Annotated in this window: 18 protein-coding genes; 12 read left to right on the forward strand and 6 right to left on the reverse strand. The window is 72.6% G+C overall.

Annotated features, from left to right (window positions below; genetic code table 11):
* Positions 1-30: 30 nt before the first annotated feature.
* Entirely contained in the window at positions 31-846 is an 816-nt protein-coding gene (locus ACFWEE_RS27340) for an exodeoxyribonuclease III (protein ID WP_386893018.1), read from the forward strand.
* 101 nt (positions 847-947) lie between these two features.
* On the opposite strand, the gene ACFWEE_RS27345 is transcribed toward ACFWEE_RS27340, so the two are convergent.
* Positions 948-1613 carry a MerR family transcriptional regulator gene (locus ACFWEE_RS27345; RefSeq protein ID WP_386893044.1) on the reverse strand — a complete coding sequence of 222 codons (666 nt, stop codon included), beginning with the start codon at positions 1611-1613 and terminating at the stop codon, positions 948-950.
* 247 nt (positions 1614-1860) lie between these two features.
* Between ACFWEE_RS27345 and ACFWEE_RS27350 the strand changes: the two genes are divergently transcribed.
* From ACFWEE_RS27350 to ACFWEE_RS27365, 4 genes are all read left to right on the forward strand, one after another.
* Complete coding sequence (locus tag ACFWEE_RS27350) at positions 1861-3489, forward strand: flavin-containing monooxygenase (RefSeq protein WP_386893020.1); 1629 nt, start codon at positions 1861-1863, stop codon at positions 3487-3489.
* Positions 3486-4424, forward strand: a complete 939-nt coding sequence (locus tag ACFWEE_RS27355) for an alpha/beta fold hydrolase (protein WP_386893021.1) — start codon at positions 3486-3488, stop codon at positions 4422-4424. The genes ACFWEE_RS27350 and ACFWEE_RS27355 overlap by 4 nt, the downstream gene beginning before the upstream one ends.
* Entirely contained in the window at positions 4421-5305 is an 885-nt protein-coding gene (locus tag ACFWEE_RS27360; protein WP_386893023.1) for an SDR family oxidoreductase, read from the forward strand. Before ACFWEE_RS27355 ends, ACFWEE_RS27360 begins: the two co-directional genes overlap by 4 nt.
* Before the next feature lie 134 nt (positions 5306-5439).
* The gene (locus tag ACFWEE_RS27365; protein WP_386893025.1) at positions 5440-5628 is read left to right on the forward strand and encodes a hypothetical protein; all 189 of its coding nucleotides are present in this window, start codon (positions 5440-5442) and stop codon (positions 5626-5628) included.
* Between the two features lie 148 nt (positions 5629-5776).
* Here the strand turns inward: ACFWEE_RS27365 and ACFWEE_RS27370 are convergent, their stop codons facing one another.
* Positions 5777-9364, reverse strand: coding sequence for a S41 family peptidase (locus ACFWEE_RS27370; protein ID WP_386893026.1), 3588 nt, complete (start codon positions 9362-9364; stop codon positions 5777-5779).
* A 178-nt stretch (positions 9365-9542) separates the two neighbouring features.
* Between ACFWEE_RS27370 and ACFWEE_RS27375 the strand changes: the two genes are divergently transcribed.
* A complete protein-coding gene (locus tag ACFWEE_RS27375; RefSeq protein ID WP_386893028.1) occupies positions 9543-10115 on the forward strand; it encodes a TetR/AcrR family transcriptional regulator in 573 nt (190 codons plus the stop codon).
* A gap of 122 nt (positions 10116-10237) precedes the next feature.
* Entirely contained in the window at positions 10238-12463 is a 2226-nt protein-coding gene (locus ACFWEE_RS27380; RefSeq protein WP_386893030.1) for an MMPL family transporter, read from the forward strand.
* Between the two features lie 197 nt (positions 12464-12660).
* Here ACFWEE_RS27380 and ACFWEE_RS27385 read toward each other — a convergent pair whose 3' ends face one another.
* Positions 12661-13014 (reverse strand): SsgA family sporulation/cell division regulator, encoded by a 354-nt coding sequence (locus ACFWEE_RS27385; RefSeq protein WP_386893032.1) that lies wholly within the window; start codon positions 13012-13014, stop codon positions 12661-12663.
* A gap of 202 nt (positions 13015-13216) precedes the next feature.
* On the opposite strand from ACFWEE_RS27385, the gene ACFWEE_RS27390 reads away from it, so the two are divergent.
* The 5 genes from ACFWEE_RS27390 (at position 13217) to ACFWEE_RS27410 (ending at position 18112) form a co-directional block, all read left to right on the forward strand.
* Positions 13217-14314 (forward strand): energy-coupling factor ABC transporter permease, encoded by a 1098-nt coding sequence (locus tag ACFWEE_RS27390; RefSeq protein WP_386893033.1) that lies wholly within the window; start codon positions 13217-13219, stop codon positions 14312-14314.
* A gap of 8 nt (positions 14315-14322) precedes the next feature.
* The gene (gene cbiQ, locus ACFWEE_RS27395; protein ID WP_386893035.1) at positions 14323-15084 is read left to right on the forward strand and encodes a cobalt ECF transporter T component CbiQ; all 762 of its coding nucleotides are present in this window, start codon (positions 14323-14325) and stop codon (positions 15082-15084) included.
* 76 nt (positions 15085-15160) lie between these two features.
* The gene (locus ACFWEE_RS27400; protein WP_386893037.1) at positions 15161-15952 is read left to right on the forward strand and encodes an energy-coupling factor ABC transporter ATP-binding protein; all 792 of its coding nucleotides are present in this window, start codon (positions 15161-15163) and stop codon (positions 15950-15952) included.
* A gap of 66 nt (positions 15953-16018) precedes the next feature.
* The gene (locus ACFWEE_RS27405; protein WP_386893046.1) at positions 16019-17179 is read left to right on the forward strand and encodes a serine hydrolase domain-containing protein; all 1161 of its coding nucleotides are present in this window, start codon (positions 16019-16021) and stop codon (positions 17177-17179) included.
* A 138-nt stretch (positions 17180-17317) separates the two neighbouring features.
* On the forward strand, positions 17318-18112 hold the full coding sequence (locus ACFWEE_RS27410) for an SDR family NAD(P)-dependent oxidoreductase (RefSeq protein ID WP_386893038.1): 795 nt from the start codon (positions 17318-17320) through the stop codon (positions 18110-18112).
* 102 nt (positions 18113-18214) lie between these two features.
* On the opposite strand, the gene ACFWEE_RS27415 is transcribed toward ACFWEE_RS27410, so the two are convergent.
* From ACFWEE_RS27415 to ACFWEE_RS27425, 3 genes are all read right to left on the reverse strand, one after another.
* Positions 18215-19066, reverse strand: a complete 852-nt coding sequence (locus ACFWEE_RS27415; protein WP_386893040.1) for an EamA family transporter — start codon at positions 19064-19066, stop codon at positions 18215-18217.
* Complete coding sequence (locus ACFWEE_RS27420) at positions 19063-19617, reverse strand: YbaK/EbsC family protein (protein ID WP_386893041.1); 555 nt, start codon at positions 19615-19617, stop codon at positions 19063-19065. Before ACFWEE_RS27420 ends, ACFWEE_RS27415 begins: the two co-directional genes overlap by 4 nt.
* A 137-nt stretch (positions 19618-19754) precedes the next feature.
* Entirely contained in the window at positions 19755-21395 is a 1641-nt protein-coding gene (locus ACFWEE_RS27425) for a penicillin-binding transpeptidase domain-containing protein (protein WP_386893042.1), read from the reverse strand.
* Between the last annotated feature and the right edge of the window lie 1011 nt (positions 21396-22406).

The following is a 22406-nucleotide window of genomic DNA, read 5'->3' on the forward strand; positions in this document are numbered from 1 at the left end:
TACGAGCTTGGGTTTGGGTACTGTTTTGGGGTGCTTACCGTCACCACTGCCAATGTGAACGGGCTCCGCGCCGCCGCGAAGAAGGGCTTCGTCCCCTGGCTCGCGGAGACCGGGGCCGATGTCGTGTGCCTCCAGGAAGTGCGTGCCGAGGCGGCCCAGCTTCCCGAGGAGGTGCGGGAGCCCGAGGGCTGGCACGTGGTGCACGCGCCGGCCGCCGCCAAGGGGCGTGCGGGCGTCTCCCTCTACTCACGGCGTGCGCCGGAGCGTGTACAGATCGGCTTCGGCGGGTTCGGGATCGAGGGCGCGGAGGAGTTCGACCTGAGCGGCCGGTACGCCGAGATCGACCTCCCGGGCGTCACCGTCGCGAGCCTCTACCTGCCCTCCGGCGAGGTCGGCACCGAGCGGCAGGCGGAGAAGGAGCGCTTCATGGCGGCCTTCCTCCCCTACCTGGCCGGGCTCAAGGAGCGGGCCGCCGCCGAGGGGCGCGAGGTCGTCGTCTGCGGCGACTGGAACATCGCCCACCAGGAGGCCGACCTCAAGAACTGGAAGTCGAACCGGAAGAACTCCGGCTTCCTCCCGGAGGAGCGGGAGTGGCTGACCCGGGTCTTCGACGAGGCCGCGTACGTGGACGTGGTGCGCGCCCTCCACCCGGGCCAGGAGGGTCCGTACTCCTGGTGGTCCTACCGGGGCCGCGCCTTCGACAACGACGCGGGCTGGCGGATCGACTACCAGGTGGCGACGCCCGGCCTCGCGGCCCGTGCGGTCAAGGCCTGGGTCGAGCGCGCGGCGAGCCACCCGGAGCGGTGGAGCGACCACGCGCCGGTGACGGTGGTGTACGAGCACTGAGCCGCTGAGCCGCTGCGCGCGGGGCCGACCGTGCGGGGTGACGTCCCCGCCCGCGCCGGGTCGAGCGGTCGCCGGTCAACTCCGGCGTGCAGCGGGCTGGTTCAGCGGCCCTGCCGGTGGCCGCCGGCCCGCTCGTCCTCCTCGGTCTCCTCGGTCTCGCGCAGCCGCCGGTCCAGGGCCATCGAGAGCTCCGCGTCCACGACCGCGCGGGCCAGCGGGCGGAGTTTGTCGATGGGGCTGTCCGCCGCGTGCACCTGGATGACGCGGACGAAGATCTCGGCGAGCGCTTCGGCGTGCTCGCGGATGCGGCGGCCGGTGGAGAGCACGGTGGCCAACGGAACTCCCTCGCGCACCAGTTCGGCCGATACCTCCAACAGGCGACGGCTGATGTGGACGATCTCGTCCCCGTCGGTGGCGAGATAGCCGAGATCGAGGGCGGTGGCCAGGTTCTCCGGGGTGACCTCGCCCTCGAAGTAGTCGGCGAGCTGCTCCGGTGTCAGCCGGACCGGGGTCTCCTCGGTGGGCTCGCCCAGGCCCAGCACCTCGGCGACGTCGCGACCGCTCTCGAAGGTGGCGGCGAGGTCGGCGATGCCGTTGAGGGTGTGGCCGCGCTCCAACAGGCCGGTGATGGTGCGCAGTCGTGCCAGGTGGTGGCTGTCGTACCAGGTGATGCGCCCCTCGCGACGGGGCGGCGGGATGAGACCGCGCTCGCGGTAGAAGCGCAGGGTCCGCACGGTGATGCCGGCCTCCTCGGCCAGTTCCTCCATGCGGTATTCGCGTTGCTCATGTCCTTCGGCCACAGAGCGAACCTTACGACTTCGCACCGGATGGTGAACGGGGCTCCCGGTGCCCTCCGGTGGCGCCCCGGGCGCGGGCGCGCGCCCCGGCGCCTTGTTGTACCGCCGGTAACTTCCTTGCTCTGCCCTCTACCCATCAGTACGGGCCTGCTCTACTCTCCGAAAGGTGCCAGTGATTGCTGGCAGCGTCGTGTGACGTACCGCGGGAGGCGGCAGCATGGCCCAGCACGAGCACGTACGGGTGGCGGTGATCGGATCCGGATTCGGGGGCCTCGGGGCCGCGGTCCGGCTGCGCCGCGAAGGCATCACCGATTTCGTCGTCCTGGAGCGGGCCGGCTCCGTGGGGGGCACCTGGCGCGACAACACCTACCCCGGGTGCGCCTGCGACGTGCCCTCGCACCTGTACTCCTTCTCCTTCGCCCCCAACTCCGAGTGGCCGCGCACCTTCTCCGGCCAGGAGCACATACGCGCCTACCTGGAGCGGGTGGCCGACACCTTCGGCATCAGGCCGCACCTCAGGCTCAACCACGAGGTCACGGTGATGCGTTGGGACACCGAGGCGCTCAACTGGGTGATCGAGTCGGCCAACGGGAGGACGATCGTCGCGGACGTCGTCGTCTCCGCGACCGGGCCGCTCTCCGACCCGAAGGTGCCGGACGTCCCCGGGCTCGGCACCTTCCCGGGCGAGGTCTTCCACTCCGCCCGCTGGAACCACGACTACGACCTGAGCGGCAAGCGCGTCGCGATGATCGGCACCGGCGCCTCCGCCATCCAGATAGTCCCCGCCATCCAGCCGAAAGTGGGACGCCTGACGCTCTTCCAGCGGACACCTCCCTGGGTGATGCCGCGTGTCGACCGGGCCATCGGAAAAGCCGAGCGGTGGCTGCACCGCACCATCCCCGCCACCGGCACCGCGCGGCGCGGACTGCTGTGGGGGATAAGGGAGTTGCAGGTCAGCGCCTTCACGAAACACCCGGACGGACTCGGCCTGATCGAGTCCCTGGCGAAGGCGGGCATGGCGCGGGCCATCAAGGACCCGGCGCTGCGCGCCAAGCTCACCCCGTCGTACCGCATCGGCTGCAAGCGCATCCTGCTCTCCAGCACCTACTACCCGGCGCTCGCCCGCCCCAACGTCGACGTGGTGGCCTCCGGCCTCGCCGAGGTGCGCGGGTCGACGCTCGTCGCCTCGGACGGTACGGAGACCGAGGCCGACGCGATCATCTTCGGCACCGGCTTCCACGTCACCGACATGCCGATCGCCGAACGGGTCGTCGGGGAGGAGGGCATCACCCTCGCCGAGAGCTGGAAGACCGGCATGCGTTCGCTGCGCGGCGCCACCGTCGCCGGGTTCCCCAACTGGATGACCATCATCGGCCCGAACACCGGGCTCGGTAACTCCTCGATGATCCTGATGATCGAGTCGCAGCTGAACTACATGGCCGACTACCTGCGGCAGCTGAAGGTGCTCGGCGCCGGAACCGCGCTCGCCGCGCGCCCCGCCGCGGTCGACGGGTGGAACGACCGCGTGCAGCGGCGGATGGAGCGCACCGTGTGGAACACGGGCGGCTGCACCAGCTGGTACCTGGACGAGAACGGCCGCAACACCACCGTCTGGCCCGGTACCACGGCGGACTTCCGCCGCGCCACCAGGTCAGTCGATCTGGCGGAGTACGACGTGATCCGCGCCCCCGCGACCGTACGGCCGCCTACGGTGGTCGCCCAGAGGTCCGGCGGGTCCCAGAAGCCCTCCCGGGGGCCGAACGCACCGAAGACAGCACAGCAGGCAGCGCAGAACACGAAGCCCGCCGGTCCGGACCGGCCCGTGACCAAGGAGGCGGCCCGATGAGCGCACGACGCTCACGACAGCGTTCCGGGGACCTCGTCCCCGTACCCGAGCGGACGCTCTTCGCCGTCTCCGCCGACGGCTCCCGCGTCCACGTCGAGCTGTACGGCCCCGAGGAGGCGCCCGCCGTCGTCCTCGCGCACGGCTGGACGTGCAGCACCCGGTTCTGGGCCGCCCAGATCGCCGGCCTCGCCGCCGACCACCGGGTCATCGCCTACGACCAGCGCGGGCACGGCGGCAGCCCCGACGTCGGCCCCGGCGGCCACAGCACGGACGCCCTCGCCGACGACCTGGAAGCGGTGCTCGCCGCCACCCTGGCGCCCGGCCGCAAGGCGGTGCTCGCGGGCCACTCCATGGGCGGAATGACCCTGATGGCCGCCGCCCGCCGTCCCCGGTTCCGGGAGCACGCCGCCGCCGTCCTGCTGTGCAGCACCGGCAGCGGGCGGCTGGCGGAGGAGGCCCGGGTGTTCCCGCTGCCAGGGGTCGCGCGCACCGGCGGGACCCGGGCCCTCCTGCTGGCGGCCCTGCCGCTCGGGCCGGTCACGCCCGTCACCCGGAGCCTCCTCAAGTACGCCACGATGGGCCCCGGTTCGCCGCCCGAGCGGGTGGACACCTGTGCGCGCATCGTGCAGGCCTGCCCCCGGCGGGCCCGTGCCGCCTGGGGGCGCGTGCTCTCGGAACTCGATCTCGGCCCGAACGTGCCCGAGTTGCGGGTACCGGCCGCGGTGCTGGTGGGCCTGGAGGACCGGATGACCCCGCCCGTGCACGCCCGCGCGCTCGCGGCGGCCCTGCCGGAGTGCCTCGGCCTCACCGAGCTGCCCGGCATGGGGCACATGACGCCGCTCGAAGCACCGGAAGCCGTCACCGCGAAGATTCGCGAACTTGTCGCCGGACACCTCACCGGTACCGCCACGAACGAGAAGGAGGACGTCGCATGAGCGCCGGACGGAGCCTCGAAGGACAGGTCGTCGTCGTCACCGGCGCGGCCCGCGGCGTGGGCGAACTGCTCGCCCGCAAGCTGTCGGCGCGCGGCGCCACGCTCGCCCTGGTCGGCCTGGAGCCGGAGGAGCTGAAGCGGGTCTCGGAGCGGCTGTACGGCGAGAGCGCCCACTGGTACGCGGACGTCACCGACCACGAGGCGATGGAGCAGGTGGCCCAGGAGGTGAAGGCGCGCTTCGGCAAGGTGGACGTGGTCGTCGCCAACGCCGGGGTCGCCACCGGGGGGCCGTTCGTCGGCTCCGACCCGGTGGCCTGGCGCCGGGTCATCGAGGTCAACCTGATCGGCGGCGCGGTGACCGGCCGGGCGTTCCTGCCCGTACTGATGGAGAGCCGCGGCTACTTCCTGCAGATAGCGTCGCTCGCCGCGATGACCCCGGCGCCGATGATGAGCGCGTACTGCGCCTCGAAGTCGGGCGTCGAGGCGTTCGCGCACAGCCTGCGGGCCGAGGTCGGCTACCGGGGCGTGCGGGTGGGCGTCGGCTACCTCTCCTGGACCGACACCGACATGGTGCGCGGCGCCGACCAGGACGAGGTCATGCGGGAGCTGCGGGGCCGGCTGCCCTGGCCCGCCAACCGGACCTACCCGCTGGGTCCGGCGGTCGACCGGCTCGTGGCCGGTATCGAGCGGCGTTCCTCGCACGTCTACGCCCAGTGGTGGCTGCGCGGTATGCAGTCGGTGCGCGGTTACCTGCCCACGCTCATCGGCACGGTCGGGGCGCGCGAGATGAAACGGTTCGCCTCGCGGCTCGACGCCATCCCCACGGGGCTGCTGGGAGCGGGTGGGGCGGCGGACACGGAGGTACGCGCGCCCCGGCCCTGACCGGCGGAAACAGAAGTCGGCACGCTGCGTCATTGATCGAAATGCGTGGTATGCCCAGGCGTGCGAGGCTGAGCGAGGCCGCCCCTCACGGGGCGGAATCCCCGGACCCCACGCACCCCACAGGAGTGAACGGCATGGATATCGCAGACCAGTTCAAGGACAAGGCGCGGAAGCTCGCCGACCAGGGCAAGCAGAAGGCCGACCAGGGCAAGGACGCCGCGCGCGACCGGGCCGAGGACGCCGGCGACCGCGACAGGACGCAGGGCCTGAAGGACCGCGCCGACGACGCGGCCGACAAGGCCCGCGAGCGCTTTGACCGTTGACGGCCTGAGGTGTCGGCCGGCCCCGGCCGACGCGTACGAAGAGGCGCATCCGGACGACCGGATGCGCCTCTTCCGCGTGCGCACCCACCTGCCGTGCGCGCGGTGACGGGCGCGCGGTGACGGGGGCCCCGTCACCGCGCGGGCCCCGTCACCGCGGCGGCAGCGGCGGCCTGCGCAGGTCCGGTACCGCGTCGTACGTCGGAGGGGTCGCCGCGGGCCGCTCCTCCAGCAACTCCAGCGCGAGCCGCACCGCGTCGTCCAGTACCGCGTGCCGGCCCTCCGCCCAGTCGAGCGGGGTGCGCAGCGCCTCGACGTCCGGCTCGACCCCGTGGTTCTCGACCGACCAGCCGTACGTGTCGAACCAGGCGGCGTTCATCGGCACCGTGATCACCGTGCCGTCGCCCAGCCGGTGGCGCCCGGTCATGCCGACCACCCCGCCCCAGGTGCGCTGACCGACCACCGGGCCCAGCTTCAGCAGCCGGAACGCGGCGGTGATCATGTCGCCGTCGGAGGAGGTGGCCTCGTCCGCGAGCGCCACCACGGGACCGCGCGGCGCGTTCGAGGCGTACGAGACGGCCTGCGCGTTGCGGGTCAGGTCCCAGCCGAGGATCTTGCGGGTCAGCTTCTCCACCACCAGCTCGCTGATGTGGCCGCCCGCGTTGCCGCGTACGTCCACGATGAGCGCGGGCCGGGACACCTCCATGCGCAGATCGCGGTTGAACTGCGCCCAGCCGGAGCCGCCGAGGTCCGGGATGTGCAGGTAGCCGCACTTCCCGCCGCTCAGCTCCCGTACCACCTCGCGGCGTTTGGCCACCCAGTCCTGGTAGCGCAGCGGGCGTTCGTCCACCAGCGGCATGATCGCCACGCGGCGTGGCCGGCCCTGTCCGCCCGGCGGGAGGAAGGTCAGCTCGACCGTCGTGCCGCCCGCCGCCGTCAGCAGCGGGTACGGGCCGGTGACCGGGTCGACCGGGCGGCCGTCCACGTGGGTGAGGACCGCGCCCTCCCGGATGCCCGTACCGGCGAGCGGGGAACGGGCCTTGGAGTCGGAGGAGTCGCCGGGCAGGACCCGCCGGATGGTCCAAGCCCCGTCCCGGCGGACGAGGTTGGCGCCGAGCAGCCCGATCGCCCGCTGGTAGTGCGGGGGTCCCTCGTTGCGCCGGGCGGGGGAGACGTACGCGTGCGAGGTGCCCAGCTCGCCCAGGACCTCGCGGAGCAGATCGGCGAACTCGTCGGGGGAGGAGACGCGTTCGAGGAGCGGGCGGTACTGGTCGAGCACCCCCGACCAGTCGATCCCGCACATGTCCGGCTCCCAGAAGTACGAGCGGATGATGCGCCCCGCCTCGTCGTACGCCTGCCGCCACTCGGCCGCCGGGTCCACCTCGTGCAGGATGCGGCGCAGGTCGAGATAGGTGGTGGAGTCGCTGTCGCCGGACTCGTTGGACGGGACGGCCCGCAGCTCCCCGTCGTCCATGACGACCAGCCGGGTCGCGTCGCCGCTCACCGCGAACCAGTCGAGGTGGTCCACGAGTTCGGTCTTGCGGGCCTTCGCGATGTTGAAGTGTTCCAGCGTCGGTCGGCCCGACATGTCCGACGGGTTGGCGAAGGTCTCGCCGAGCGCCCCGGAGATCGGCCACCGCAGCCAGACCAGCCCGCCTCCGCTGACCGGGCGCAGCGCGGAGTACTTCGACGCGGAGACCGGGAACGGCGCCACCCGGTTCTCCAGGCCCTCGAACTCGACGGTGACCGGCGCGGTGCCCTCGCCCGTACCGGTCTCGGGGAGGTCCAGCGGGTCGAGCCCGCCCGCCGCGGGGCGGCCGTCCGGCGAGAGCGCGAACGGCGACGGGGTGGCGGAGGAGAGCGGCACCAGGTACGGGCGGCAGCCCAGCGGGAACGAGAGGTCGCCGGTGTGCACGTCGTACACCGGGTCGAAGCCCCGCCAGGAGAGGAACGCGAGGTACCGGCCGTCCTCAGTGAACACCGGATTCTCGTCCTCGAAACGGCCGTTGGTGACGTCGACGATCACCGGCGCGCCCGGTCCGGAGATCCGGGCCAGCTTGATCTGGCGCAGCGAACGGCCGATGCCCGGGTGGGACCAGGTGAGCCAGGCGCCGTCCGGCGAGAAGGCCAGGTCGCGGACGGGGCCGTTGACCGAGCGGATGAGCTCGGTGACCTGGGCGGGGGGCGGTGGCGGCGGGGGCGGGGGTGCCTCGCCGGCGGCCTCCGGCGTCTTGACCGGCCCGTCGGCCCCGTCGGCCCCGTCGGCCCCGTCGGCCCCCGAGGTCTCGGCGAGTGCGGCCACCGCCGTCGCCTCGACCGCCTCGGCCCGCTCGGCGCCCGCGACCACCCCGGCCGCCCGCGCCCGGAACACGTCCGCCCGGGTGGACCCGCCCGGCCCCGACCCCGGCGGCTCCGTACCGGCGGGGGTACCGGCCGCCGGGGCGTCCGGTCCCGAGGCGCCCGCCGCCGCCGTGGCGTCCGCCTCGGCCGGGTCCTCGGTGTCCAGGAGCAGCAGCCGTCCGTCGTCCGAGGCGATGGCGAGGCGCTCGCCCTCCGGGTCGGAGACCATCTCCAGCACCCGGCCCAGCTGCCCGGAGGCGAGCCGCCGGGTGGGGCGGTCGCCGGTGGCGCGGGGCAGGGCGGCGATCTCCACCGCGTCGTCGCCGTCCGCGTCGGTGACGTACGCGACCTGCCCGCCGCTGCCCAGCATCTCCGGCAGCCGGACCCGTACCCCCGGGGTGTCGGTGATGGTGCGGGCGGGGCCGTCGCGGTGGGTGAGCCAGTACAGCGAGCCGCGCACGTTGACCGCGCTCGCCCGGCCCGTCTCGTCCACCGAGAGCGACCGGACGTGGCTGGCGGCCGGGACCTGGTAGGTGCGGCGGCCGGTGCGCGGGCCGCCGAGCCGCACCTCCAGCTTCCGGGGGGTGGCGGCCGGGTCCTCCAGGTCCTCGGCCAGCCAGAGCTCCCCGGCGCACTGGTACACGACCCGGGTGCCGTCGCTGGTGGCGTGGCGGGCGTAGAAGGCGTCGTGGTCGGTGTGGCGGCGCAGGTCGGTGCCGTCCATCAGGCAGGAGTAGAGGTTGCCGACGCCCTCGTGGTCGGAGAGGAACGCGATCCGGCGGCCGACGAACATGGGTGCGTCGAGATGGCCCCCGATGTCCGGCAGCAGCCGCTGCCCGTGCAGCCAGAGCCGCCCCGTGGCGCCGCCCCGGTACCGCTTCCAGGCGGCCGGTTCGTGCGGCGGAGTCCCGGTGAGCAGCAGGGTGCGGCGCTCGCCGTCGATGTCGGCGACGGCGATGTCGGAGACCGGGCCCCAGGGCAGGCGACCGCCGGGGGAGCCGTCGGTGGGCACGCTGTAGGCCCAGGAGAAGTACGAGAACGGCTGCCGGTGGGAGGAGACGGCCAGGATCTGCGCGCCCTCGCCGGTGTCGGGGGTCCAGCCGCAGACCCGGGCGTCGGTCGAACCCCAGTAGGTGAGGCGCCGGGCCGGTCCGCCGTCGACCGGGGCGAGGTGGATCTCGGGGTCGAGGGTCCGCCAGGTCGTGTAGGCGATGCGGCTCCCGTCGGGGGAGAAGCGCGGGTGACCGACCCGGGTGCGGTCGGCGGTCAGCCGCCACGCGCGGCCCGGCCGGTGCCCGGCCGCGGCGAGAGGGGCGACCCAGAGGTCGTCCTCGGCCGCGAAGCAGAGCAAGTCCTGGTGGAGGTGGGGGAAACGGAGATACGCGACGTCGTCACTCACCCCACCCATGCTTTCGGTGGGCGGGTCCGGGGGCAACTTGTGACGCGGAGAACATGTGGCACAACCCACAAGCGAAACGGTCTCGTTTCGCTTGGAGCCGGGCGTAGGCTCAGCTGTACGAAACGGTTTCGTTCCTGTGAGCGAGCCGTGGACCTGAGTACGGAGGGAGGTCGGCGCCATGGCACGCACCAGGCTCACGCCTGAGCGCGAGAGCGAGCTGTTCGCGGCCGTCCTCGACCTGCTCCGCGAGGTCGGCTACGACGCCCTGACGATGGACGCCGTCGCCGCCCGCACCCACTCCAGCAAAGCGACCCTCTACCGCCAGTGGGGGAGCAAGCCCGAGCTGGTGGTGACAGCGATGCGCCACAACAAGCCGGTGCGGCTGGCCGACATCGACACGGGCTCGGTGCGGGGAGACTTCCTCGCCGTCGTGACCCGTACCGACGACTGTCGCATGGAACAGGACTCCGCGCTGATGCGGGGCCTGAGCCGTGCCGTCCACGACAACCCCGATCTGCACCAGGCCCTGCGGGAACTGCTGGTCGAACCGGAGCTCTCCGGTCTCGCCCTGCTGTTGCGCAGGGGTGTGGAGCGGGGCGAGCTGAATCCGGACAACCCGGCGCTCAAATACGTACCCCACATGCTGATCGGCGCGTTCGCCGCCCGGCAACTGGTCGACGGCCGCCCCGTCGACCAGGCCTTCCTCCTCGAATATGTCGACTCCGTGGTCCTCCAAGCCCTCGGCGTCTGACGTCCCCGGCCGCTCCCCAAGCGGTCCGCTCCCCACCGCTCCACCTGACACGCCGCTCTCGTCGTCGGGCTGGTTCCTCATGCCCAATTTCCCGCACACGACCTGACCGGGAGTCTCCCTCCGTGGCCACATTCCTTTACAAAGTCGGACGCTTCGCGTTCCGCAAGCGGGGCTACGTCGCCCTGATCTGGGTTGTCCTGCTGGGGCTCGGCATATTCGGCGCCGCCACCGCGACGCCCGCCGCCTCCAGTTCCTTCTCGATCCCCGGCACCGAGGCGCAGAAGGCCTTCGACCTGCTGGAGCAGCGCTTCCCCGCTTCCAACGCCGAGGGCGCCACAGCCCGGGTCGTCTTCCAGGCCCCGGACGGGGAGAAGGTGACCGACCCGGCCCACAAGGCCGACGTCGAGAAGATCGCCACTGAGCTGAAGTCCGGCTCCGGCCAGGTCGCCTCGGTGACCGACCCGTTCACGGCGAACGCCGTCAGCAAGGACGGCTCGACCGCGTACATCTCGGTCTCCTACGACGAGGCGTCGGCCAACCTGACCGACGGCACGAAGAACGCGCTGGAGAAGGCGGGCAAGCACGCCGAGGCGAGCGGGATGACCGTGGCCATCGGCGGTGACGCGCTCGAAGCGATGCCGGAGACCGGTGCCACCGAGGTCATCGGCATCGTCATCGCGGGCGTGGTGCTCGTCATCACCTTCGGTTCGCTGGTCGCCGCCGGACTCCCGCTGCTGACCGCGCTCATCGGCGTCGGCATCGGCGTCACGTCGATCACCGCACTCGCGAACGTGCTGGACCTCGGCACCACCACCTCCACCCTGGCGATGATGATCGGCCTCGCGGTCGGCATCGACTACGCGCTCTTCATCGTCTCCCGCTACCGCGCCGAACTCGCCGAGGGCCGGAAACCCGAGGAAGCCGCCGGGCGGGCGGTCGGCACGGCCGGCTCCGCCGTCGTGTTCGCCGGACTGACCGTCGTCATCGCCCTGGTGGGCCTCGCCGTCGTCAACATCCCGATGCTCTCCAAGATGGGCTTCGCCGCCGCCGGTACGGTCGTCATCGCCGTCCTCATCGCCCTCACCCTGGTCCCGGCCATGATGGGCTTCGCGGGCCGGCGGATCATGGGCCGCAAGGCGCGCAAGGCCGCCGCCGCGGCGGAACGCCCCGACGCGAAGCCGAACGCGGGCACCCGCTGGGCCAGGTTCGTGCTGCGCCGCCCGGTCTGGGTGCTGGTCGTCGGCGTGCTCGGCCTCGGCGCCGTCGCGCTGCCGGCCGCCTCGCTGGAGATGGGCCTGCCGGACGACGGCTCCCAGCCCAAGAGCACCACGCAGCGCCAGGCGTACGACATGCTGTCGGACGGTTTCGGCCCCGGCTTCAATGGGCCGCTGATGATCGTCGTCGACACCCAGCACAGCGCGGACGGCAAGACCGCCGTCAACCAGGTCTCCGACGAGATCGAGTCGCTCGGGCACGTCAAGGCGGTGACCCCGGCCGTCTTCAACAAGGCCGGTGACACCGCGACGATCACGGTCGTCCCGAAGGACCGGCCCAGCTCGGCCGGTACCGAGGAGCTGGTGCACCAGATCCGCGACGCCGGCTCGCACATCAAGAGCGACACCGGAGCCGAGGTGCTGGTCACCGGCGCCACCGCGATGAACGTCGACTTCTCGCAGAAGATGAACGACGCGCTCCTGCCCTACCTGGGGCTGGTCGTCGGCCTGGCGTTCCTGCTGCTGATGGTGGTCTTCCGCTCGATCCTCGTCCCGCTGAAGGCGGCCCTCGGCTTCCTGCTGTCGGTCGTCGCGGCGCTCGGCGCGGTCGTCGCGGTCTTCCAGTGGGGCTGGCTCGCCTCCCTGCTGGGCGTGGAGCAGACCGGCCCGATCATGTCGATGATGCCGATCTTCATGGTCGGTGTGGTCTTCGGCCTGGCCATGGACTACGAGGTCTTCCTCGTCACCCGCATGCGGGAGGCGTACGTCCACGGCGAGACCCCGCACCAGGCGATCGAGACCGGCTTCAAGCACGGGGCCCGGGTGGTCACGGCGGCGGCCGTCATCATGATCGCGGTCTTCGGCGGCTTCATCGGCTCCACCGAGGCGATGATCAAGATGATCGGCTTCGGTCTCGCCATCGCCGTCTTCTTCGACGCCTTCGTGGTCCGTATGGCGATCGTCCCCGCCGTGCTCGCCCTGCTGGGCAAGCGCGCCTGGTGGCTCCCGCGCTGGCTCGACCGCGCCCTGCCGAACGTCGACGTCGAGGGTGAGGGGCTGGCCGAGCACCTCCCCGCCGAGGCGGGCGGCGGCGAGGGTCCGGCCGGCGGCGAACGCGAGCTGAGCCGGGTCTGACGCCCAGGGAGCCGGCCGGGCCGCCCGGTCCGACCGGTTCCACCGGACTCCGGTGCCGCGCCTGAGCGGGGCGCGGCGCCGGGTGCGCCGACATCTGTGGGGACGGGTGCCGGTGCGACAGGAAGCCCCCGTGCGAGCGGCACGGGGGCTTTCGTCGTACGTACGCGGGCGCGGGCGGCGGGTTTCCCGCGAAGGGCTCAGCGCCCGGCGGCGGCGGGCGGGGCGGTCTCGGTGTGCGTGCGGCCCAGGAAGCGCTGGAGCGCGGCGTTCTCGATCTGGAAGACCTCGACTCCGCCGGTCGAGTGCAGCTCCAGCATCAACTGCGCCCGCCCGGCGGGCCAGAGGCGCACCTCGCCGCTCTCGACCGGCGTGTTCATGCCGTCCTCCAGCAGGTCGCGGCGGAGCGCCCAGTCGGCGCCGCCGTCGAAGACGAGGTGGACGGTGCCGGGGTCGCCCTCGGCGTCGTAGCGCAGGTCGACCGGGACCGGGCGCGTGAGCGGACCGTCGGTGATGAGACGGGCCCGGGTGTGTTCTTCGATCACGGGGGACATCGGCCGACTCCTCCTGTTATTACCGCTTTGCAGTCCAATGTCCCATATTTCACGGCGCGTGCGCGGTGCGTAAATGTAGGACATGCGCTCTTGCGCATGGTTCGCAAGAACGCCCTATGATTGGCGGGTTCCGGTTCGTGCCGGGTCGCAGACCCCTGCCCGCACCCTGTTCCCGCCGACCCCGCAGAAGCGGAGCCTTCCCATGCATGTACCCGACGGTTTCATCAACGCACCCGTCTCCGTGGCCGCCGGAGTCGCCGCCGCAGGAGCCGTCGCGGTCAGCCTGCGCGGCGCCCGCCGTGAACTGGACGAGCGCACCGCCCCGCTCGCCGGGCTGATGGCGGCCTTCATCTTCGCCGTGCAGATGCTGAACTTCCCGGTCGCCGCCGGCACCAGCGGGCATCTCCTCGGCGGGGCGCTGGCCGCGATACTCGTCGGGCCCTACACCGGGGTCCTCTGCGTCACCGTGGTGCTGCTGATGCAGGGCATCCTCTTCGCGGACGGCGGCCTCACCGCCCTCGGCGTCAACGTCCTGGACATGGGCGTGACCACCACCGTCGTCGCGTACGTGGTCTTCCGCCTGCTGATGCGGGCCCTGCCGCGCCGCCGGTCCACCGTCACCGTCGCCTCCTTCGTCGCCGCGCTGGTCTCCGTACCCGCCGCCGCCGTCGTCTTCACGCTGATCTACTGGATCGGCGGCACCACCGACATCTCCATCGGCAAGGTCTTCACCGCGATGGTCGGCGTCCACGTCCTCATCGGCATCGGCGAGGCCGTCATCACCGCCGCCACGGTCGGCGCCGTCCTCGCGGTCCGCCCCGACCTGGTGCACGGCGCCAAGGGCTTCACCAACCCGCTCAAGCTCCGGGTGGACGGCCGGCTGATCGACGCCGCCCCGGCCGCACCCGCGAAGCCCGCCAAGGCCCCGAAGCCCGCCGTCGCCGTCGCGTCCCGCTCCGCCCGCGGTCTGCTGGCCGCCGGGCTGCTCACCGCCCTCGTGCTGGCCGGTTTCGTCTCGTACTACGCCTCCTCCAGCCCCGACGGACTGGAGAAGGTCGCGGCCGACAAGGGCATCGACCGGAACGCCAAGGAGCACGCCTCCGCGGACTCCCCGCTCGCCGACTACGGCGTGAAGGACGTGGACGACGCCCGCCTCTCCGGCGGCCTCGCCGGGGTCATCGGCGTCGGCGTCACCGTCGTCGTGGGCGGCACGGTGTTCTGGGCGATCCGCCGCCGCCGCGACGACGGCCGGGACCTGACGGCCGGACCCGCCGCCGCACCGCTCACCGAGAAGGTCTGAGGCGCCCGATGGGCTCCGGCCACGCGCACCGGCTCTTCCGGCACGGGCACTCGCCCGTCCACCGGCTGCCCCCGCACTGCAAGCTCGCCGCCGTCTTCTGCTTCGTCCTCGTCGTGGTCTCCACCCCGCGCGAGGCGGTGTGGGCCTTCGCGCTCTACGCGGTGCTGCTCGCCGCCGTCGCGGCGGTGGCCCGGATCCCCGCCGGGTACCTGCTGAAGCGGCTGGTCGTCGAGGTCCCGTTCGTGGCGTTCGCGCTGCTCATGCCGTTCGTCGTACCGGGGGAGCGGACCGAACTCCTCGGTGTCCACCTCAGCGTGGCCGGTCTCTGGGGCGCCTGGAACGTTCTCGCCAAGGGCACCCTCGGCGTCGCCGCCTCGGTGATCCTCGCCTCCACCACCGAACTCCGCGCCCTGCTGCTGGGTCTCCAGCAGCTCAGGCTGCCGCCGCTCCTCGTCCAGATCGCCTCGTTCATGATCCGGTACGGGGACGTCATCACCGACGAGATGCGCCGGATGTCGGTCGCCCGCCGCTCCCGGGGCTTCGAGGCGCGCGGCGTACGCCAGTGGGGCGTCCTCGCCAAGTCGGCGGGCGCCCTCTTCATCCGCTCCTACGAACGCGGCGAGAGGGTCCACCTGGCGATGGTCAGCCGGGGGTACGCGGGCACCATGCCGGTCATCGACCAGGTGACGGCCTCCCGCGCCCAGTGGGCGTACGCGGCGGCGCTCCCGCTGCCCGCCCTCGCGGTGTGCCTCCTCGGCTGGGCCCTGTGACCCCGGGACGAAAGCGCCCCCGCCGCCCCGAGGGCCCCCGCACCTCCCCTTCTCGTACCTCTGCTGGGATGAACCCATGAACAGCCCGATCGCCACAGGCCCGGCCCCCGCCCCCGTGCCGCCGTCCCTCGAAGTCAGCGGCCTCGCCTACGCCTACCCGGACGGGCACCAGGCGCTCTTCGGCGTGGACCTGACCGTCGCCCGGGGCGAGCGCGTCGCGCTGCTCGGCCCCAACGGCGCCGGGAAGACCACCCTCGTCCTCCACCTCAACGGCATCCTCGACGCGGGCGCCGGAACCGTCCGCGTCGCCGGGCTCCCGGTCGGCAAGCGGAACCTCGCGGAGATCCGCCGCCGCGTCGGCATCGTCTTCCAGGACCCCGACGACCAGCTCTTCATGCCGACCGTCCGCGAGGACGTCGCCTTCGGCCCCGCCGCCTCCGGGCTGCGCGGAGCCGAACTGGAGGCCCGCGTCGCCACCGCCCTCGGCCGGGTCGGCATGGCCGAGTACGCGGACCGCCCGCCGCACCACCTCTCCTTCGGGCAGCGCCGCCGCGTCGCCGTCGCCACCGTCCTCGCCATGGAGCCGGAGATCCTCGTCCTCGACGAGCCGTCCTCCAACCTGGACCCGGCCTCCCGCCGCGAACTCGCCGACATCCTCCGCTCCCTGGACGTCACCGTCCTGATGGTCACCCACGACCTCCCGTACGCCCTGGAGCTCTGCCCCCGTTCGGTCATCCTCAGCGACGGCGTCATCGCCGCCGACGACCGTACGCAGGACCTCCTCCTCGACGAGGAACTCATGCGCGCCCACCGGCTGGAGCTGCCCTTCGGCTTCGATCCCGGTTCCGTGACGGTAAACAGCAGGTGACCCGCCCCCCACCGGACCTGCGCCGCCGTGCAGGATGGGGGGATGAGCGGGAGCGCGGAAGCAGGCGTGGACGTACGGGGCACGGTGGCACCCGGATTCGAAGCGGTCCGGGACGCCTTCGTGAGGAACTTCGAACAGCGCGGTGAGCGCGGCGCGGCCGTCGCCGTCTACCGCGACGGGCGCAAGGTCGTGGACCTCTGGGCCGGGACCAGAGACGTGGACGGCACCGAACCCTGGGCGGTCGACACCGTCCAGATCGTCCGCTCGGCGGGCAAGGGCATCGCCGCCGCCGTCCCCCTCATGCTCCACCAGCGCGGCCAGGTCGACCTCGACGCCCCCGTCGGCACGTACTGGCCCGAGTTCAAGGCGAACGGCAAGGAACGCGTCCTCGTGCGCGACCTCCTCGCCCACCGCGCCGCAGTCCCCGCCCTGGACCGCCCGCTCACCCCCGCCGAGGCCGCCGACGGCCACACCGGACCGGCCGCCGTCGCCGCCCAGCGGCCCCAGTGGGAACCCGGCACCGACCACGGCTACCACGCCCAGACCTACAGCTGGCTCATCGGCGAACTCGTCCGCCGGGCCACCGGCCGCACCATCGGCCGCTGGATCGCCGAGGAGATCGGCCGCCCCCTCGGCCTCGACTTCTGGTTCGGGCTCCCCGCCGACGAGGCCCACCGCATCGGCCGCGTCGGCCCCGTCGAACCGCCCGCCACCGGCGACCCCGGCGCCCTGCGGATGCGGCCCAAGCGCGCCGTCACCGAGGCGTACGCCGACCCGCACTCGCTCACCCGCCGCGCCTTCGGCGCGATCGACCCGAACCCGGACGAGAACGACCCCGCCTACCGCACCGCCGAACTCCCCGCCTCCAACGGCATCGCCACCGCCCGCGCCCTCGCCCGCTGCTACGCCGCGATGATCGGCGACGTCGACGGCCACCGTCTCTTCGCCCCCGCCACCCTCACCCTGGCCCGCACCGAGGAGTCCGCCGGACCGGACCGGGTCCTCGTCGTCAACACCCGTTTCGGACTGGGGTACATGCTCCACGGCCCCGCCGCCCCGCTGCTCGGCCCCGGCTCCTTCGGCCACCCCGGACGCGGCGGCTCCCTCGGCTTCGCCGATCCGGAGTCCGGCATCGCCCTCGGCTACGTCACCAACGGCCTCCAGAAGGGCGTCACCGCCGACCCGCGCGCCCAGGCCCTGGTCCGGGCGGTGCGCTCGGCGCTCTGAGACGGGCCGACCGGCCCGCACGGCACTTCACGGCAGGACGACCGGGGCGTTGATCGCCGCCATCCGCCGGTCCGGGGCGCGCACTTCGGCGCGCATCCCCCGTGACCGCACCCCGCCCCCCGCAGTACGGTCGCCCCCATGACACCCCACGCGCTCGCGCGTTTCGACGGCCACGGCGTCCTCATCACCGGAGCGGGACAGGGGGTCGGCGCGGCCACCGCCCGCCGGCTCGCCACCGAGGGCGCGTCGGTCCTCGTCACCGACCGGGACCCCGACCGGGCCGCCGCCACCGCCGCCCGGATACGGGACGAGGGAGGGGCCGCCGACTCCCTCGCCTGCGACGTCGGCGACCGGGCGGCCGTGGAGGCGGCGGTGGCGTACGCGGTCACCGCCTTCGGCCGGCTCGACGTCCTGGTGAACAACGCCTACGCGGCCGGTCCGGACGCCGAACTCTTCGAGGACGAGAGCGACGAGACCTGGCAGCGCGATCTCGACATCTGCCTCGGCGGTGCCTTCCGCTGCTCCCGCGCCGCCCTCCCGCATCTCGCCGCCTCCGGCCGGGGCGCGATCGTCAACATCGGCTCGGTCAACGGCGAACAGGACTTCGGCGGCCACGCCTACAGCGCCGCGAAAGCGGGCCTGGCCAGCCTGACCCGTACCCTCGCCGGCCACGCCGGACCCCGCGGGGTGCGCGTCAACCTCATCGCCCCCGGCACCCTGCGCACCGACGCCTGGGCGGGCCGCGAGGCCGACCTCGACCGGGCCGCCGCGCTCTACCCGCTCGGCCGCATCGGCGAACCCGACGACATCGCCGCCGCCGTCGCCTTCCTCGCCTCCCGCGACGCGTCGTGGATCACCGGCACCACCCTGAGGGTCGACGGCGGACTCCTCGCCGTCCACACCGGCTTCAAGCGGGCGGTGGCGGGGGAGTGACCGGGCGCACGGCCTTCGAGCGGGCGGTGGCGGGGATGTGAGCGGGCGCACGGCCTTCGAGCGGGCGGCCGGCGGTCGAGTGCGCGGGCCGCGGCGCGGCGCTCAACCCGCGTGCAGCATCAGCCCGATGCCGACCACCATCAGCCCCGCCGCCGCGATCCTCGGTGCGCCGAACCGCTCCTTGAAGAGCAGCGCGCCCAGCGCCGCGCCCACGATGATCGAGGACTCGCGCAGCGCCGCGACCGGGGCGAGCGCCGCGCGGGTCTGGGCCCACAGCACCAGCCCGTAGGCCACCACCGAGAGGGCCGCCCCGAGCAGCCCGCGCACCGCCAACGGGGCGAGCTGGGCGCCCAGTTCGCCGCGCCGGACGTACAGGGCGTATGCCGGTACGGCCAGCCCCTCCGCGATCATCAGCCAGGCGACGTACCCCAGTGAGCTGCCCGAGGCGCGCACCCCGACGCCGTCCACCGTGGTGTACCCGGCGATGGCGAGGCCCGTCCCGAGCGCCGCCAGCAGGGCCGGCCAGTCCGGGCGGCGGCCGGAGCCCCGGATGCCCCACAGGGCGAGGCCGACCAGCCCGGCCGAGGCCACCGCCACACCCGTCGTGGCCCAGGCACCGGGCCGCTCGCCGACGAACACCGCCGCGAGGAGCGTCACCACGAGCGGGGCCGTACCCCGGGCGATCGGATACATCTGACCGAAGTCGCCCAGCGTGAACGACCGCATCAGCAGCAGCATGTACACGAGGTGCAGCACCGCCGAGACGCCCAGGTACGGCCACGCCCCCGCGTCCGGGAACGGCACGAAGGGCGCGGCGAGCGCACCGATCAGCAGACCGCCGCCGGAGATCAGGGTGAAGGAGAGCAACTGGTCCTTGAGGGAGTGGGCCAGGGCGTTCCACCCGGCGTGGGTGAAGGCCGCCAGCAGCACCGCGCAGGCGACCAGCGGGGTCACGCGGTCCGCTCGCGCACGTCCACCACCGTGCCGCCCGCGTGGGCGATCAGGCTCTTCGGGTCGAGCGGGAACACCGTGTGCGGGGTCCCGGCCGCCGCCCACACGACCGGATGGTCCAGCAACCCCCGATCGGCCAGCACCCGGGTCCTCGTCACGTGCCCGAAGGGCGGTACGCCCCCGATCGCGTACCCGGTCGCCTCGCGGACCACGTCGGCCCCCGCGCGCTTCACCTTCGCCGCGCCCAGCACCTCGCGCACCCGCTCCACGTCCACCCGGGAGGCACCGTCCATCAGGACGACCACCGGGACGCCGTCGGCCACGAACACCAGGGACTTGGTGATCTCGGCCAGCTCGCAGCCGATCGCGGCGGCGGCCTCGGCGGCCGTACGGGTGGCGTCGGGGAAGCGGCGTACCTCGACCCGGAGCCCCGACTCGGCCAGCGCGGCGGCGAATCGGGGGTGCGCCTCGGAGTGCGCGGAGTGTGCGGCGGAGGCTGCGGGAGCGGTGGTCGGCTGGGACCCGGCGTCGGGGCCGGTGGTGGAAGTGCTCATGATCCCGAGGCTACTCGCGCGAACGGGCCGTACGCAGCACCGTATTGGCGCATGGCCCGGATCCGGACGCGGCGGTGCGCCGGGCCCTGGCCGGGCCCGGCGCACCCTCACCGCAGGGGCAGCGGCATCCCCCCGACTCACCCCGCGCGCAGCACCGCCGCGACGACCGGACCGGCCGCGGTGCCACCGTGGCCGCCGGACTGGACCACCCCGGCCGCAGCCAGGTCGTCGCTGAATCCGGTGAACCAGCTGTTGGACTTGCCCTGCCCGTCGACCTCCGCCGACCCGGTCTTCGCGCCCTTGTCGCCGCCGACGGAGGCCATGGCCTCCGTGCCGGTGCCGCTGGGGTCGGTCGCGGTGAAGCGCATCATGTCCCGCAACTGCTGTCCCACCGTGCCGGGAAGCGGCTGGGCGGTGGCGAACGGCCGGTCGTCCAGGTCGCGCGCGACGATGTAGGGCTGCTTGAAGGAACCCGACTTGGCGGTCGCGGTGACCGACGCCATGTTCAGGGGACTCATGAGGACCTTGCCCTGACCGATGTACGAGGCCGCGGTCTCGGCCCCCGACGACTCGGGGACGCTGCCGTCGAAGGACCCGATGCCGGTCTTCCAGTTGTCCTGGCCCAGGCCGAAGTAGTCGCGGGCCTCCTGGCCGAGAGCCGTGCCGGCCACGTTCTTCTCGGTCAGCGGCTTGACCGCCTTGATGAAGGCGGTGTTGCACGACCGGGCGAAGGCGTTCTTCAGCGTGCCGCTCGGGATGGAGAAGTCGTCCAGGTTGTGGAAGGTGACTCCCTCCCACGAGACGGTCGACGGACACTCCACGGGGGAGTCGATGCTCCCCACGCCGTTCTGCATGATCATCGCCGCTGTGACGATCTTCATGGTGGAGCCGGGTGCGAGGCTGCCCTCCATGGCCGCGTCGAATCCGTCGGCCCGGTTGTTGGCGATGGCCCGTATCGCGCCCGTCGACGGCTGGACCGCCACCACGGAGGACTCGCCGAACTGCTTCACGGCCTTCTCCGCCGCCGCCTGCACGTTCGCGTCGATCGTCGTCTTCACCTCGCCCGGCTTGCCCTTGGTGAGCGTCAGCAGGGTGATGGCGGGGGTGTTCTCGTCACCGCTCTCGATCGACGTCTCGATGCCCGCGGTGCCGCCCGACTGGGCTCCGTACCGGTCGCGCAGCGTGGCGATGACCGGCCCGAGCGACGGGTACTCCTCCTTGGTCAGCACCTTGCCGTTGCGGTCGACCGCCTCGATCTCCGGCGCGGCCGACTCCCCGGTCACGAGCGTCGCCCCCGCGGTCAACTGAGGGTGTACGACGGTCGGCTGCCAGTCGACGAGCGGCTTGCCGGTGGTCAGCCCGCGCACCACGGTCAACTCGGAGGAGTACGAGAGCGGCTTGCTCTGTCCCTCGAACGAGACGGTCCCCTTCACCGTGTACGGGACCTTCGCCCCGACCGCCGGACCCGGGGTGATCACCACGTGCTCGATGTGCGCCTCGGTGGAGTACCCGGTCAGCACGGGCTCCGCCTCCACCGGGTGGTTCGTCAACTGCGCGGCGCCCGCACCGTTCCCGGAGGACCAGGCGTCGAAGAACGCCTTCGAGGCCTCGGCGATCTCCTTCGTGTCCGGCGGCCCGGTCTTCACCACGGCGGCCTTGGTGCCCAGGCCCCCGCCGCCCCCGTCGTCGAACAGGACCGAGTACGCCCCGTAACTCAGTCCCCCGGCCACCAGCACGAACACTCCGCCGACTATGGCGACTTTGGCTCCGCCTCGCATGGTTGCGGTTCCTCCCCCGAGATTCCCTCTTGAACGTGTTCAAGAACTTGTCTGCGGGGATGACTGTACGGGACATGCGCAGGGGAGGCAGGGGTTGTTATCAGACCGGAACGATGGTTTCGGTCCGGGCAGGGAGCGCTCTCCCGCCCGGTGGGCCGCTCGCGTGGCCGTGGGCGGCTCGACAGGGCCGCGCGTCATGGACCGACAACAGTCGCCTCCTGTGCGTGGCGTCGCTCTGCCCTGCCCGACCCCGTCCCGCCGGCCAGCCTCAGGCGCCTCACTGCTGCGAGGTCCCTCGACCCCCAAGATGCTCGCCCCACGTCTGCGTTTCGGCGGGCGGCCACTGCGCGGCCTGCCGCCCGGCCGTGGTCTGCCCCTTGGAGGCGACGCCAGAGCTTCGACGACTGCCGTCCGACCATGTGGGCCGACGGGTTCGGATTCGTCGCGACGGCCGACCCGAAAAAAGCGTCAGACTCCATCCGCCCGCTGGAAGAGAATACGTCCGCGGCTTTTGCATCACGGCACCGAAATCCGGACCAGCCAGGACGAGCCCGCCGAGCCCGACGCGCACGGGGCGCTTCGAGTTCGCCGTAGACTTCCAGAAGGGGATACCTCCAGCATGCGGCTGATTTTTCGCCCCGAGCGGTTTGATCGCGAGCCTCGAAGGCGTGGACACAGACCACAGGTCCACTCCGAGGTCACGGCCGAGTGACCACGCGCCGGCGGGTCGGACACGGCCCCGCGCCCACACGGCCGGCTACATCCGGAATCCAGCCACATCCGGTTCCGCCGGTCCGACTCGGGGACCGGTATCCCTGTGTTCAGGGGTGGGACAGAAAACGATGAACTAACGGGGGTCAGCATTCCATGACTCGCGATGCGCCAGAATTTCGGCGGCGCACTCCGATATGCCCTGCCGGGCTCGCAGAATATGGCGTCTGTGCATTACCCGCGAATGTAAGGGAGCGTAACCGCACGTGGCTGCCTGACGGTGCGGGCCGACCGCCAAGG

Origin of the sequence: Streptomyces sp. NPDC060184 (genome assembly GCF_042728795.1) — a bacterium.
Lineage (GTDB): Bacteria > Actinomycetota > Actinomycetes > Streptomycetales > Streptomycetaceae > Streptomyces.